This window comes from Bradyrhizobium sp. 14AA, from assembly GCF_054185205.1.
The window spans coordinates 98,642-112,886 of record NZ_JAVAYM010000006.1 but is presented as its reverse complement, the minus strand read 5'-3'; the positions used below and the strand labels follow the sequence as shown (position 1 = coordinate 112,886).

Annotated in this window: 10 protein-coding genes; 5 read left to right on the top strand and 5 right to left on the bottom strand. The window is 64.8% G+C overall.

The window, feature by feature from the left end:
• Positions 1 to 80: 80 nt before the first annotated feature.
• A complete protein-coding gene (locus RAD15_RS13710; protein ID WP_458178196.1) occupies positions 81 to 4,391 on the bottom strand; it encodes a LuxR C-terminal-related transcriptional regulator in 4,311 nt (1,436 codons plus the stop codon).
• Between the two features lie 150 nt (positions 4,392 to 4,541).
• Here RAD15_RS13710 and RAD15_RS13705 point away from each other — a divergent pair, with 150 nt between their 5' ends.
• Entirely contained in the window at positions 4,542 to 4,871 is a 330-nt protein-coding gene (locus RAD15_RS13705) for a nuclear transport factor 2 family protein (protein WP_458178194.1), read from the top strand.
• A 124-nt stretch (positions 4,872 to 4,995) separates the two neighbouring features.
• Here the strand turns inward: RAD15_RS13705 and RAD15_RS13700 are convergent, their stop codons facing one another.
• Complete coding sequence (locus RAD15_RS13700) at positions 4,996 to 5,514, bottom strand: hypothetical protein (protein WP_458178192.1); 519 nt, start codon at positions 5,512 to 5,514, stop codon at positions 4,996 to 4,998.
• Positions 5,515 to 5,553: 39 nt separating this feature from the next.
• Positions 5,554 to 7,101 (bottom strand): acetolactate synthase large subunit, encoded by a 1,548-nt coding sequence (locus tag RAD15_RS13695; protein ID WP_458178190.1) that lies wholly within the window; start codon positions 7,099 to 7,101, stop codon positions 5,554 to 5,556.
• Positions 7,102 to 7,466: 365 nt separating this feature from the next.
• On the opposite strand from RAD15_RS13695, the gene RAD15_RS13690 reads away from it, so the two are divergent.
• On the top strand, positions 7,467 to 8,045 hold the full coding sequence (locus RAD15_RS13690) for a L,D-transpeptidase (protein ID WP_458178188.1): 579 nt from the start codon (positions 7,467 to 7,469) through the stop codon (positions 8,043 to 8,045).
• Positions 8,046 to 8,125: 80 nt separating this feature from the next.
• A complete protein-coding gene (locus tag RAD15_RS13685; RefSeq protein WP_458178186.1) occupies positions 8,126 to 8,941 on the top strand; it encodes a DUF2927 domain-containing protein in 816 nt (271 codons plus the stop codon).
• Between the two features lie 203 nt (positions 8,942 to 9,144).
• On the opposite strand, the gene RAD15_RS13680 is transcribed toward RAD15_RS13685, so the two are convergent.
• Both RAD15_RS13680 and RAD15_RS13675 read right to left on the bottom strand, forming a co-directional pair.
• Positions 9,145 to 9,813, bottom strand: a complete 669-nt coding sequence (locus RAD15_RS13680; protein WP_458178577.1) for a class I SAM-dependent methyltransferase — start codon at positions 9,811 to 9,813, stop codon at positions 9,145 to 9,147.
• 362 nt (positions 9,814 to 10,175) lie between these two features.
• On the bottom strand, positions 10,176 to 11,303 hold the full coding sequence (locus RAD15_RS13675) for a threonine synthase (RefSeq protein WP_458178184.1): 1,128 nt from the start codon (positions 11,301 to 11,303) through the stop codon (positions 10,176 to 10,178).
• 350 nt (positions 11,304 to 11,653) lie between these two features.
• Here RAD15_RS13675 and RAD15_RS13670 point away from each other — a divergent pair, with 350 nt between their 5' ends.
• Entirely contained in the window at positions 11,654 to 12,910 is a 1,257-nt protein-coding gene (locus tag RAD15_RS13670; RefSeq protein WP_458178182.1) for a GTP cyclohydrolase II, read from the top strand.
• Between the two features lie 7 nt (positions 12,911 to 12,917).
• Positions 12,918 to 14,156, top strand: coding sequence for a URC4/urg3 family protein (locus RAD15_RS13665; protein ID WP_458178180.1), 1,239 nt, complete (start codon positions 12,918 to 12,920; stop codon positions 14,154 to 14,156).
• The last annotated feature ends 89 nt before the right edge of the window (positions 14,157 to 14,245 follow it).

Genomic DNA, 14,245 nt, shown 5'->3' with positions numbered 1-14,245 from the left:
TGTGCGGGCGGCAGCCTGCTCAACATCCGGCCCTCGCTGTCGCGCGCCTGCCCAGTTTCAGTCAATGACAAGGCAACGCTTCAAATCAGCAAGTCATGATGCGCAGATGCAGCGGCATGATGCGAACCGCTATTGCCGTGGCTGGCTGTGTGATCGTCCAGTGCAGCAGAGACGATGTTGACGATCGCCGCGATGCCGGTGTTCTGACCGGGCGGAACGTGCGGGTCGAGCGCATTGTTCAGATCTTGTGGCTCAACGACCGCGACGACGAGAGTAGAAGGAGTTGCCGCGCTATCGAAGCGGAACACCAGGTCTTGATCTGCGCTGCCAGTCTCGGGCGCAGCTTTGGCCGGCTGTGCGGCTGCTGATGCGACTACAGCAGATTGCGCAGCGTGCTGCGAGTTGCCGCTGTCCGCGCCATCAGCCGTTGCGACGCTCGGATCGACGCTCCCGGCGGCATCCGATGCGTCCGCAGAGGTTGAGTGCCCCGAATTGCCGTGTTCCACGACGACGGGTTCTGCCGTGTTCGCTGCCGCTGACGTCCCCGCAGCGTCCGAAGCCGCAGCACCATGCCCGTTGTCCTTGCCGGCGCCGTTGCCCGGTGTGGTGTCAGCTTCAGCCAACTCCGTGACTGCCGCCTTTGCAGACGTTGGGTCCGAAGCGTGCTGTGAGTTACCGCCGCCCGGGCCATCAGCCGTTGCGACGCTCGGATCGACGATCCCGGCTGCGTCCGGCGCGCCTGCGGAGGTTGAGTCTAAGTCGTGCCCGAAGTTGCCGTGCTCGACGACCGCCGCCGTGTTCGCTACCGCTGACGGTCCCGCAGCGTCCGAAGCCGAAGCGCCATGCCCGTTGTCCTTGCCGGCGCCGTTGCCCGGCGTGGAGTCAATTTCAGCCAACTGCGTGGCGGCCGCCTTTGCAGACGCTGGGTCCGACGCGTGCTGCGAGTTGCCGCCGCCCGGGCCATCAGCCGTTGCGACGCTCGGATCGACGATCCCGGCTGCGTCCGGCGCGTTTGCAGAGGTTGAGGGTAGATCGCGCCCGAAGTTGCCGTGCTCCGTCTTCTCTGCCGCTGACGCCCCCGCAGCGTCCGAAGCCTCAGCGCGATGCTCGGCGCTATTGCCGCCCGCGTTGCCCGGCGTGGAGTCAGCTTCGGTCGACTCTGTGGCTGCCACCTTTGCAGATGCGGTCTCCGAAGCGTCCGAGTTACCGTGGTCCGAATTAGCGGCCGTTGCGCCGTCCGGCCCGACACTCTCGGCTGCGTCCGCTGCGTTTGCAGAGTTTGCGTGCCCGGAGTTGCCGTGTTCCGTCTTCTCTGATCCCTGCGCGGTCTCTGAGGCCGCAGCGCGATGCTCGGCGCTGTTGCCGCCCGCGTTGCCCGGCGTGGAGTCAGCTTCAGTCGACTCCGTAGCTTCCGCCTTTGCAGACGCTATCTCCGAAGCGTGCGAGTTACCGTGGCCCGCATTAGCGGCTGTTGCGACGTCCGGCTCGACACTCTCGGCTGCGTCCGCTGCGTTTGCAGAGTTTGCGTGCCCGGAGTTGCCGTGTTCCGTCTTGTCTGATCCCTGCGCGGTCTCTGAGGCCGCAGCGCGATGCTCGGCGCTATTGCCGCCTGCGTTGCCCGGCGTGGAGTCAGCTTCCGTCGACTCCGTAGCTTCCGCCTTCGCAGACGCTGTCTCCGAAGCGTCCGAGTTACCGTGGTCCGCATTAGCGGCCGTTGCGACGTCCGGCTCGATACTCTCGGCTGCGTCCGCTGCGTTTGCAGACTTTGCGTGCCCGGAATTGCCGTGTTCCGCCTTCGCTGATCCTTGCGCGGTCTCTGAGGCCGCAGCGCGATGCTCGGTGCTATTGCCGCCCGCGTTGCCCGGCGTGGAGTCAGCTTCCGACGACTCCGCGGCTGCCGCCTTTGCAGACGCTGTCTCCGAAGCGTGCGAGTTACCGTGGCCCGCATTGGCGCCCGTTGCGACGTCCGACTCGGCGCCCTCGGCTGCGTCCGCCGCGTTCGCAGAGTTCGAGTGCCCGGAGTTGCCGTGTTCGGTCTTCTCCGAAGCCTCAGCGCGATGCTCGGCGCTGTTGCCGCCCGCATTACCCGGAGTGGAGTCATCTTCCGACGACTCCGCGGCTGCCATCTTTGCAGACGCTGTCTCCGAAGCGTGCGAGTTACCGCGGCCCGTGCTGTCGTCCGTTGCGACGATCTGGTTCAGCCCGGTCGACATCACGCCGGTGTCCGCATTGACCGGCTGACTCTTCGATGTGGGATTTTCGACTGCCGCAGCTGTCGCACTCGTAGCCGTCGCGCTATGAGCAACCGCGATTGATGATACGTGAGCCGGCACGGCAGACGCACCATCGCTCTCTTCCGTTGCATCCCTCGAATCGCTCGTGGAGGTTCTGAACTTCGTCGAATCCCGTAAGCCGGTCCGAGTCTGCCCGAAGTGGAACCTCAAGCCGTCGTCGGACGGAATGCTCCAAGCTCCAGCCGCGCCGAGTGTGCTCTCGCTCGCCCCGCCAATGGCATGGACATTGTCCGTACTGAGACCAGTCTCATCGGTTGCGGACGCCTCTGTCAGCAGTTCTTCGAGCTGCTCCAGGGTGATTGCGGCAGCCGTGACTTCCGGCTGGCCGACGACATCCGACTGCGCAACAGATACGATCCCCTGCAGATGGACTTCCACCAGGCTGCGATCCCCGACATCGAGAGCATGATCGGTCGCATTCACATAGACGATCGTTTCGTTGCTTGCGGCGTCGTAGATCCAGGCAATGGTATGTGGTGGTACGGACTTGCCTGCTGCGGTCATATGCAGCCAGGCAAGCGCTCCGAAAGCCGCAAGATTGATCCGGCTCGCCCCGGATCCGAAATCGAAGCCGGGGGCGGAAGAGGTAGAATTGGAATCGCCTGGGGAGCGATCGACAGCGTTTTCACCGGGGTTGCCGCCTGTCAGTTGATCGCCGCCATATCCGGCAAGACTGGCATCGTGACCAGAGTCCGCCAAGCCAGCCGATTTTTGGAGGTCGGCACCCGCGGCGTCATGACTCGTTTGGCTCCGAGCGCCGTCTGCGGCGGCGCTTTCGTTTCCAGTGGTCACCAACGTGGAAGGCAGGCGGGACTCGTGAAGGAAATCCGGGACTGAGTTGCCTACATGAGTAGCGTCAGCATTGGTGGTCGCATTCTCTCCGGTGACGGCCAGGAGGCCATCGATCGACGCTTGCCCCGCGTCATGCGAGTGTGCCGCGACATGGGAGTCCTGCAGTCCGTAGATCAACGCGCCGGCAAGAGCGGCGAAGTTGGCATAGCCTCCGTGAATCGACATCGGATTGGAAGCAAGCCGCGGCAATTGATGTTCCGGGGTCGGGTCACCTCCAATCTGTGTGTCGCTGGCTCCTCGCAGTAAAGGCGCAGGGAGATTGAGCGTGCTCGATCCGACAGGACCGTTCCACGGCTTCGAGCCCAGGGATTGCTCGGCCGCGCGCAGCGCTTCCATTGCCGCCGCCGGGTTCGTGACTTGGCCCACCTTGGCCAGAAAGTCTCTTTGGGTGAGCGACGGGCTCTCGCTGAATTCCGAGATGATGAGGTGCCGGAGAATGGCTTTTTTCCAGGGCTCATATTCGGCGTGCTCGCTCGCGTGGCCGATGCCGTTGTCATGCGGAAACGCGTCGTTCGCTTCCGCCGCCTTGAGTTCGTCCGCAATTGCGAGCGCCAGAAGGGCAAGCGAGAGCGTGCTGAAGGCGGAGGTACGCTGCAACAATGAGAGGGTTGCGAGCACAGTTCTGTTGGTGATCTCAAGCTTCTGAAAAATATTGTACAGATGGACTTTGACTGTCCCCTGGGACACGTTGAGCCGGCGCGCGATCTCCTTGTTCGACATGCCTTCCGACACCAGCAGTACAATTTGACGCTCCCGGTGCGTCAATAGCGCCAGCATCTTTTCAATCTTGCCGCCGTCGGCTTCCTTGTCGGTCGGAGAGAGATCGGACTGCTGCAGCGACACACCACGCTTCGCCATCAGCCTCAGCGATCGCAGCATCGTGTCGGGGGAGGCATACTTCGAAATTGCGCTGCAGGCGCCAGCCGCAATAGCTGCGGTCAGATCGTGGCCGGCGTCGGACTCGGTAAAGAACACCAGGCGCGTGGGAAGCTTCTCAGCTTGCGCAATCGCGACGATCTCGGAGACCGTCAGATCCGGCAGGGTGTCTGCAAGAAGCGCGACATCGGGTTTCAATTTCCGAATGGCTTCGAGGCAACTTGTCCGATCACTGGACGATGCGACAACGTCGAAGTCGTGCTGTGCCCCGAGTACAGACTTCAGCCCCTGGAGAACGATCGGCTGTCGATCGACGATCACAAGCCGAATACGCGCGGTGATCCCCTGGTTCGCAGTCGCGTCTAACATGGACCCTGCCTCAGCCCGGTCTATGTCCTTCGGCATATGGCCGGGGCCGGGTAGGGGGTATTAAAATACAATTAATCGATTGGAGAAAGAGGCTTAGCGGGGTTAACCCGATCTATATTAATAGGTTTTGACGGTATGCAGGTGAGAATTATGTCCTTTGACCCGATGGCCGTTGCCGTTGACTGGCTCGACGCCTACCGCGCGGGCGATATCGAAGCGATCCTGGATATGTATGCCGACGATGCCGTGGTTCACTGCGGTTGCTGCGGCGCCAAAACCATCAAAGGCCGGGAGGCACTGCGTGCCTATTGGGTCGATCGCCTCCGGGAATATCCGGCAGGCACGTTGGACGATCTCAATCCCCTGGACGACGACGGGACCCTCATCTCGTACGTCACGAATGCTGGCGTCATGAGTGCGCTTTTTGCGTTCGACGACGCCGGGAGGATCAAGGAGCTGGACTGCAGTCCCCCGCACTAAAGCGCGATGCGATTAGAATGAATCGTCATCGCGCTTTAGGTCCGCTGCACACTTTTCCGGATCATGCATTAGCCAGGCGAGGGACTTCCGCTTCGTCCTCGAAATCGGACGTTGGGTCCACGTCCTAATGCGCCGCCCGGAGACCGATGTCCTCCAGCCGCGTTGCGAACCAGCGCGACAGAGGTTCATCGACGAGGCCGCCGACATAGACTTCCGACACGGTCACATGGTGCCTGTCGAGCACCAGCAGCACGCCGATCCAATAGGCGAACCAGACATGCGCGTCGGTGAGCGCCCTCAGCTTGTGCTGATCGTGCTCCAGCGGCGTGTGATTGCTCGCCTTGCGGATCTCCACGGCGAGCAGATTGTTCGGGATCTCGCGTTGATGCACGACGACATCGGGGTAGATCGACTTTCCCAGATGGTCATCGGTCGAGATGATGGTGCCGTGCGGCAGGTGCAGCGTGCGCTCGCCGAGCCGGTCGTAATTGCAATCGACTGACCAGCCCGAAAACTGCCGCTCGAGATAGACGGCGAAGCGGTGAGTCACCGCCCGCTCGCCGATGTCCTTCTCGAACAGGAAGTCCTCGTGGGCGTAGAAGTCCCGGAGCGCCGCGATCACCTTGTTCAGCTCGGTCTGCATCGTGCCTCCGGGCCTTTGGCACTCCGTGACGGGTGCGCCCTACATCTGGACTTCGATCAGCCGCGGGCCGGGTTCGGCGACGGCTTCGGCCAGCGCCTTGTTGAACTCGTCGGCGTTGGTGACGGCGCGGCCGGGCACGCCCATGCCCTTGGCCAGCGCCACGAAATCCAGCGTCGGACGATCGAGCCGCAGCATGTCGTTGGCACGCTGGCCGGGTTCGCCGGCGCCGACATTGTCGAACTCGCCGCGCAGGATCTGGTAGATGCGGTTGGCGAACACGATGGTGACGATGTTGAGATTCTCGCGCGCCTGCGTCCACAGCGACTGGATCGTGTACATCGCGCTGCCGTCGCCGACCATGGTGATGACCTTGCGGTCCGGACAGGCGATCGCCGCGCCAATCGACAGTGGCGTCGAGAAGCCGATCGAGCCGCCCATGTTCTGCAGCCAGTCATGGGGAGCCGCCGCCGCGGTCGGCGGGAAGAAGCCGCGACCGGTCGTCAGGGACTCATCGACCATGATCGCGTTCTCGGGGATCGCACATGCGATCGCCTGCGCGATCGAGGCGAAAGTCAGCGCGCCGGTCGGCTTGACCAGCTCAGCCAAAGCCTGCGGCTTGACGTCCTTTGCGCTGGCCTTCACGGCGCCGGCGAGGGCTTCGAGGGCCGCGACCGAATTCTCGCCCCACGAGGTCATGCGATGCACGTCGCAGCCTTCCGGCTTGAGCATGCTCGGCTTGTTCGGATAGGCGAAGAACGCCACAGGATCGTCGGACTCGACCAGCACGATGTGACGGAACTTCGCCAGCATCGGCAGCGCGTTCTCGATGACGTAATGGATGCGGTCGATCGAGTAGCGGCCACGGCCGCGCGCCATCTTCGGGCGGAAGGTCGGGCCCATCACGGTGCAGCCGGTCTTGCCCGCGATGCGCTCGGCCAGCGCCAGGCCCTGCTCGCTGAGGGCGCTGCCGGTCATCAGGAGCAACGTACCTTCGCCGTCACCGTGCAGGATCTTGGCGGCCTGCTCGACCGCCTGCGGCGAATAGCTGACGCGCTGCTGCTCGGCCGGCACCTCGGCGATGCCGTCGGCCTCGTTCCAGGCGGTGTCGGCGGGCAGGATCAGGGTCGCGATCTGCGGCGGCGCGCTTTTGGCGGCGGCAATCGCTGCGGCGCCATCGGCGGCGACCGATCGGGAATTCGGCGAGGTCCGGACCCAGGACGACATCGGCCGGGCCAGGCCCTCGATGTCGGAGGTCAGCGGCGCGTTGTAGTCGATGTGGTAGACGGCATGCTGGCCGACGATGTTGACGATGCCGGAATTGGCCTTCTTGGCGTTGTGCAGATTGGCAAGGCCGTTGGCGAGGCCGGGACCGAGATGCAGCAGGGTCGAGGCCGGCGTTCCCTTCATGCGGAAATAGCCGTCGGCGGCACCGGTCACGACGCCTTCGAACAGGCCGAGCACGCAGCGCATGCCCGGCACGCGGTCGAGCGCTGCGACGAAATGCATCTCGGAGGTCCCAGGGTTGGAGAAGCAGATGTCCACCCCACCCTTGACCATCGTCCGCACCAGGCTTTCCGCACCGTTCATTCTTCTTGCTCCCGCAACCGACGATTTCGAGTGATCCGTTCGACCAATCATTGTTCGCCGCCTTCGTCAAAGCAATAGCGGGCATCGCGGCCCTGCCCCGCAGGACGACCCACTGGTTTGGCTAACGCCCCGTTCCGATTCCATCGGAACGGGGCGTTAGATTCTGATTTTGACGCGTTTTCTTTATGCGAACCGGTATCCACTTCGCTTGAAAACGCTCTAATCGCTTTCCGGCAAATTGGCGCGGTTGCCGATTTGGTAACGCCAATCGTTAAGCATGGCGCCCTCACGGGGCCGTGGCTTGCGGAAAGCCCGCAAATATGGCCTGTGACCTCTGTTGAATCGATTTTTTTCCGGGGGAGACAATGATCCGGTTTTTTGCCGCGCCGATCGCCGCCATCGCACTCTTGACCGCCACGGCCGGCGGCGCATTCGCCGAGGAGTTCGACTCGCGTGACATCATGGGCGGCGGCCCGAACTTCTTCCGCGGCGGCTCGAGCCCGATCCCCCGCACCACGGTCAACTATAGCGGTGCTTACGCCCCCGGCACGATCGTGGTGAACACCTCGGAGCGCCGGCTTTACCTGGTGCTCCAGAACGGCCAGGCGTTGCGCTACGGCATCGGCGTCGGCCGCGACGGCTTCCGCTGGGGCGGGGTGCACAAGATCACCGCCAAAAAGGAATGGCCGGACTGGACGCCGCCGTCGCAGATGCTGGCCCGTCGCCCCGACCTGCCGCGCCACATGAAGGGCGGCATCGAGAACCCGCTCGGCGCGCGCGCGATGTATCTGGGCTCGACGCTCTACCGCATCCACGGCTCCAACGAGCCGGAGACGATCGGCCAGGCGGTCTCCTCCGGCTGCTTCCGCATGACCAATGACGACGTCAGCGACCTCTACGGCCGCGTCGGGGTCGGCACCACCGTGGTCGTGCTCAACAACTAACCGGCTGCGGCGGGAACCCGCAGGGCGCGTGAATTTGCGGACTTGTGTGCGCGGCGCGAATACGGCAGCGTCGCGCAACGATGAGTGCCTCGAGCCCGCCCTCGCCCGCCTTTCGCGCCGCCCTGCTGGCGCTCGCAGCGCTCATATGTGTGCCTGATACCGCTACCATGGCCGGCGCGGGCGAATTGCCCGCGATCGCCTCACGCCAGCGCGCCGAGAAGAAGAGCTTTACCGACGGCGAGATCGTCGAAGGCTTCCTGAAGACGGCGTTCGGCGCCGAATACCACCTCGCCGGCCGCGTCGACCGCATCCGCAAGTTCGACGGACCGGTGCGCGTCTACACCGAGAGCGACCGCGCCGACCGCAAGACGCAGCTCGCAAAAGTCGTGGCCGACATCGGCAAGCGCGTGCAGCATCTCGACATCGCCATGATCGACACCAGCGAAGCAGCGAACGTGCGGGTGAAGCTGGTGCGCGACCGCGATTTCTTCCGCACTCTCACCAGCTTCTACGGCGTGGAGAAAGCGCGCGAGATCCGCAGCTCGCTCGACCCGCAATGCCTGTCCGGCTTCCGCAAGAACGACAATTTCGAGATCGAGCATTCCGACGTCATCCTCACCGTCGACAACGGCGATTTCACCTTCCTCGACTGCGCCTACGAGGAACTGCTGCAATCGCTCGGCCCGATCAACGACACCACGAGCGTGCCCTGGACGATGTTCAACGACAACGTCTCGATGGGCTTTTTCGACGTCTACGACCAGTACATCCTCAACCTGCTCTACGATCCCCGCATCAAGCCCGGCATGACCGTGGCGGAGGCCAAGGCGGTGCTGCCCACCGTGCTCACCGACGTACGCGCCTGGGTGAAGCGGGTGAATGACCTGAAGGAGTGAGGGCGCTTGCTCGTTGCACCCTCTCCCCTTGTGGGAGAGGGTGGCTCGCCGCATAGCGGCGAGACGGGTGAGGGGTCTCTCTCCGCAAGTTCAATTTCACTGAGTACGCGGAGAGAGACCCCTCATCCGGCGCTTCGCGCCACCTTCTCCCACAAGGGGAGAAGGAAAAGCACGTGCGATCGCAGCTGCTTATCGCTTCCCCCTCACGCCTTCCTTGCCTTCGACATCAGGAACTGCTGGCGCATCACATTGTGGCCGGCGTCGAAATATTCCGAGATCAGCGCCTCGAACTCGACGCGGAAACTCTTGAGCTTGTCCGGCTCGTCCTTGTACTGGGCGACGAGCTTGATCAAAGGCCCGATCGTCGTTTCCATGGTGCGGCGGAAATGCTGCGGGCTGAGGGCGGACGGCGTCATCATGTCCATCTCGAACGAGAGATCCTTCGTTTTCCCCGCGAGGCGCTCGGCGACGATCTTCGGATCGCCCCACAACACCGGCGATGCCACGCCCTCGGGCGGCGGCAGATGGCGGCCGATCAGCGCGAACATCCGCCCGACATACAGATGCGGCGGCCAGGTGGAGAAGGCGATGGTGCCGCCGGGCTTCAGCACGCGCAGCATCTCGCCGATGGCGACGTCCGGACGCGGCGCGAACATGTGGCCGAACTGGCTGAGCACCACGTCGAACTCGTTGTCGCCATAGGGCAGGCTTTCGGCATCGCCATCGACGAAGTCGATATCGAGGTTCGCCAGTTGCGCGTGCTCGCGGGCGCGCTCGATCAGAACCGGCGAGAGGTCGAGACCCCTGACCTTTGCACCGCGGCGCGCCGCCGTGATCGCGGCCACGCCGGTGCCGCATCCGACGTCGAGCAGCTTTTGGCCGGCGGCAACGCCGGCAAAACCGACGAGCTTGGCGGCGGTCGGTGTCGTAAAAACTCCATCGGCGTGAACAGCGACCAGGCTTCCTTCTGGATAGCCTTGAAACCTGCAAACGGATCCTGCGCGGTCATGGAACTCTCCCGTTGCGCGAGCTCGATCCTCATGAGGCTGGCGAGGGACGGCGAAGGTTCAACGCGTTCGCATGGCGCGCGGCAACGTGGATGCCCGGGCCTTCGCCTCGCCGAAGCGGCTTCGGCCGCGCAGGCGGGACAAGCCCGGGCATGACGGTATCCCGTATCTGCAAAGGCCTCGTCCCGCGCGGGGCCGCGCCGCAACACGGCCCAACAGATCGGGCCCTACTGGACGAGATCGGCGACGGTGGTTGCGGCCTTCAGGCCGGTGCCGGTGAGGACGGCGACCGTCGTCTCGGTCGCCTTGATGGCGCCGGCGGCGGAGAGCTTTTCAAGTGCCGCCGCCGCGCTGGCGCTGGTCGGCTCGGCGAACAGGCCCTGCCGCGCAAGACGGCGGAGGGCGGCGACAATCTCGTCCTCCGTCAGCGCGACCGTGCCGCCGCCGCTCTCGCGCAGGGCGCCGATGATCTCGCGCAGGCGCAAGGGATGCTTGATCGCGGTGCCTTCGGCGATGGTCTTGCTCACCTCGCGCGCCACTGGCGTATCGACACCCGCCTTGAAGCTCGCATCGATCGGCGAACAGTTGAGCGGCTGCGCCGCGAACAGCCGCGGCAGCTTCGCGATCTGGCCGGCCCTGAGCAGCTCGCGGAAGCCGAAGGCGCAGCCGAGCAGGCTGCTGCCGGCGCCGACGGGAACGATGACGTTGTCGGGCGCGCGAAAGCCGAGATCCTCCCAGATCTCGTAGGCGAACGATTTTGTGCCTTCGAGGAAGAACGGTTGCCAATTGTGGCTGGCATAGAAGGTCTGGCTCGACTGGCGGATCGCCTCGGCTTCCGACTCCTCACGTGGCCCCTCGACGAGCTGCACCTCGGCGCCGTAGGCGCGCACCTGCGCGATCTTCGCCGGTGACGTCGAGGCCGGCGCCAGAATCTTCACGCGCATACCGCCGGCCGCGCCAAGCCCCGCCATCGACGAGCCGCCATTGCCGGAGGAGTCCTCCAGGATGGCGTTGACGCCGATCTGCCGCAGGAAGGACAGCATGACCGCCGAGCCGCGGTCCTTGAAGCTGCCGGTCGGGTTGAACCATTCCAGCTTGAAGAGCGGGCGCAGGTCACCCCAGTTTTGCTGCACGAGCGGCGTGCAGCCCGTGCCGAGCGAAATCGGATCTTTGATCTCGACCGGCAGCGCTGCCCGGTAGCGCCACAGCGAGCGCGTGCGCGTGTCGATATCGTCGCGCGAGATGCCCGCGCCCGGTGTCACCAGAAGCGGCGTGCGCTCGTCCGAGCACCAGCGCGGCTGGTCCAGCGGATAGAGCTTTCCGTTGCGGGGGTCGATGTAGCTGGCGGCGGGCATTCAGAGTCTCCAAGACAAAGGCGGTCGGTACAATTGGTGTGATCGCACGTTCTGTCCAGGACTCGACGCGTGCGGTGCAAACCATGCAGCGCCTCTTGAAAACATGAGAAAGAGATATATTTCAATACCTTAAAGGACACCGGGCGGCGTTCAGGCGAGGCCTGCGGGCGCGTCGATGACGAGAATTTGGCCACGAACGGCCGAGCCCGCGCGCCACGATTAACTTGTCTGTCGCGTCTCGCCGCTACAATATGTTGGATTGAGCTCGCGTCACCGGCGCTCCGCATCGGCAACGCAAGCGAGCCAGGCCCGTCCGAGCGGCGGGCCGTTGGCTTTTTGGGAGCCTGGACATGAGCCGCGCGAACCGTACCGACCACATCCGCCTGACCTCCCATCCGGAGCCGGGCCGGAAGGCCGCCTTCCCGATCCACTGGGGTGCCGCGGATGCGCGCGCCCGCGGTCCGATCATCGGCACGGTGTCGCGCGCCGGGGATCGCAACGTGATCGGCAGCCATGGCGGCTCCTATGCGATGTACCGGGCGCTCGCCGTCTCTGCCGGCGCGCTCGATCCGATCCGGCGGCCCGATCTCACCAACACCTTTCCGGCCGCGACCATCGGACCGTTCGAGCAGTGGCGCGATCCCGCAAAAATCGTCGCGCTCGATCCCTGGGGGCACCTGGTCGCGGAGAATTTTGGCAAGGACATCGCCGAGGGCGTCGACATCCGCCCGAGCATCGCGGTGACGCGCGCGCGGCTGGACCTGCCGGAGATCCGCGAGGCGCTGGCCGCGAAACGCTTGCGCGCCGACGGCGAGGTCGTGCATGCCAATGGCAGCGTCTCCGTGGTGAAGATCGCGATCGATCCGGTCTGGTATCTGCCGGGCCTTGCAGCGCGCTTCGGCACCGGCGAGACCGAGCTGCGCCGCACGCTGTTCGAGCAGACCGCCGGCATGTTCCCCGAACTCGTGACGCGGCCGGACATGAAGGTGTTCCTGCCGCCGATCGGCGGCACCACGGTCTACATGTTCGGCGACGTCGCCAAGCTGCCGGACCATCGCACCAAGATCACCTGCCGCGTGCATGACGAGTGCAACGGCTCCGACGTGTTCGGCTCCGACATCTGCACCTGCCGTCCCTATCTGATCCACGGCATCGAGGAATCCGCGCGCGGCGCGCAGGAGGGCGGGCTCGGGCTCGTCGTCTACAACCGCAAGGAAGGCCGCGCACTCGGCGAGGTCACGAAATTCCTGGTCTACAACGCGCGCAAGCGCCAGGAGGACGGCGATGCGGCCGCCGCCTATTTCGAGCGCACCGAATGCGTCGCCGGCGTCCAGGACGCCCGCTTCCAGCAATTGATGCCCGATACGATCCACTGGCTCGGCCTGAAGCGCATCGACCGCTTCCTGTCGATGAGCGACATGAAATACGACGCGCTGACCTCGCAGGGCATCGACATCGTCGAGCGCGTGCCGATCCCGCTGGAACTGATCCCGGCCGACGCCCATGTCGAGATCGCCGCGAAGAAAGCCGCCGGCTATTACACGACCGACATCGCGCCGGAGAAGGACGTGGACGGCGTGGTCGGCCGCTCGCTGGAAAAATACTGATCACGTGATGGCGGAGGCTTTGGAATTACAAGCGCGCGCGCTGCTCTCCGCAGCAGCGGTGCGCGCGCGGGCCGGACAGATGCTCGAGCTCGGCCTCGCCGGCGGCTTGAACCACTTCACGATCAATCTCGACCGCATGGACGGCGTCGCCGACGCCGTGCTGGCTGTCACGCGAAAAGCCTATCCGACGCTGGACGTTCCCTTCCATGCACGGTGGCGGCATTTTGTGTTCGGCGGCGTCGATCGCTGGGCAAGCCTTGCGAACGCGGCTTCGTGGTCGGATCGCGCGGCGCGGGCGCGCGCGGAGTTCGACCTTGCGATCGTCTCCGTACTGCTCGACGCCGGCGCCGGCGCGGCGTGGCGCTATCGCGACGCCGTGACCGGCGAAAGCATCGGCCGGTCAGAGGGGCTTGCGATCGCGAGCCTCGACATGTTCGCGAGCGGTCTCTTTTCGCGCGACGCCGGCTCGCCGTTCAGGGCCGATGCGGACGTGCTCGCGCAGCTGCCGCTCGCCGCGCTCACCTCCGCCTTTCAGGTCAGCGACAGCAATCCGCTGCTCAGCCTCGAGGGGCGCGCGGATCTGCTGCGGCGTTTGGGCAAGCTGGTCGGGGAGCGCGCCGGGATTTTCGGCCTGCAAGATGCGCCTCGGCCGGGCGGGCTGTTCGATCACATCGCGGCGCAAGCTGTGGGCGGCGCTATCGCCGCGCCCGCCATCCTGTCGGCAGTGCTGAACCAGCTGGGACCGATCTGGCCATCGCGCCTCGAACTTGCCGGCATTCCACTCGGCGATTGCTGGCGCCACCCGGCGCTCAGGACGGACGACGAAACCGCGGGCCTCGTGCCCCTGCACAAGCTCTCGCAATGGCTGAGCTATTCGCTGATCGAGCCGCTTCAGCGCGCCGGATTTGACGTCACCGAGATCGACGGCCTGACCGGGCTTGCCGAATACCGCAATGGCGGCCTGTTCGTCGATCACGAGGTGCTGCGCCTGCGTAACGCCACGGATGCCGAGCGCGCGCATGCGGTGGATTCGCTGCTCGTCGTGGAGTGGCGCGCGCTGACGGTTGCGCTGCTCGACCGGCTGGCGGAGCGCATCCGCGCCAAGCTCGGCCGCACGCCAGAGACATTGCCGCTCGCCAGCATTCTGGAAGGCGGCAGTTGGGCCGCGGGCCGCGCCATCGCCTTCGCGCGCCGTCCCGATGGTTCACCGCCGCTCAAGGTCATCAGCGACGGCACGGTTTTCTAAACCCTCTCCCCTTGTGGGAGAGGGTGGTTTCGCGAAAGCGAAGCCGGGTGAGGGGTCTGTCTCCACGGGCACATCTCTCGCTTGAATTC

Excerpts from the sequence above, each read along its gene's own strand:
- RAD15_RS13710 (WP_458178196.1), bottom strand. The coding sequence starts at position 4,391 with ATGTTAGACGCGACTGCGAACCAGGGGATCACCGCGCGTATTCGGCTT.
- RAD15_RS13705 (WP_458178194.1), top strand. The coding sequence starts at position 4,542 with ATGTCCTTTGACCCGATGGCCGTTGCCGTTGACTGGCTCGACGCCTAC.
- RAD15_RS13700 (WP_458178192.1), bottom strand. The coding sequence starts at position 5,514 with ATGCAGACCGAGCTGAACAAGGTGATCGCGGCGCTCCGGGACTTCTAC.
- RAD15_RS13695 (WP_458178190.1), bottom strand. The coding sequence starts at position 7,101 with ATGAACGGTGCGGAAAGCCTGGTGCGGACGATGGTCAAGGGTGGGGTG.
- RAD15_RS13690 (WP_458178188.1), top strand. The coding sequence starts at position 7,467 with ATGATCCGGTTTTTTGCCGCGCCGATCGCCGCCATCGCACTCTTGACC.
- RAD15_RS13685 (WP_458178186.1), top strand. The coding sequence starts at position 8,126 with ATGAGTGCCTCGAGCCCGCCCTCGCCCGCCTTTCGCGCCGCCCTGCTG.
- RAD15_RS13675 (WP_458178184.1), bottom strand. The coding sequence starts at position 11,303 with ATGCCCGCCGCCAGCTACATCGACCCCCGCAACGGAAAGCTCTATCCG.
- RAD15_RS13670 (WP_458178182.1), top strand. The coding sequence starts at position 11,654 with ATGAGCCGCGCGAACCGTACCGACCACATCCGCCTGACCTCCCATCCG.
- RAD15_RS13665 (WP_458178180.1), top strand. The coding sequence starts at position 12,918 with ATGGCGGAGGCTTTGGAATTACAAGCGCGCGCGCTGCTCTCCGCAGCA.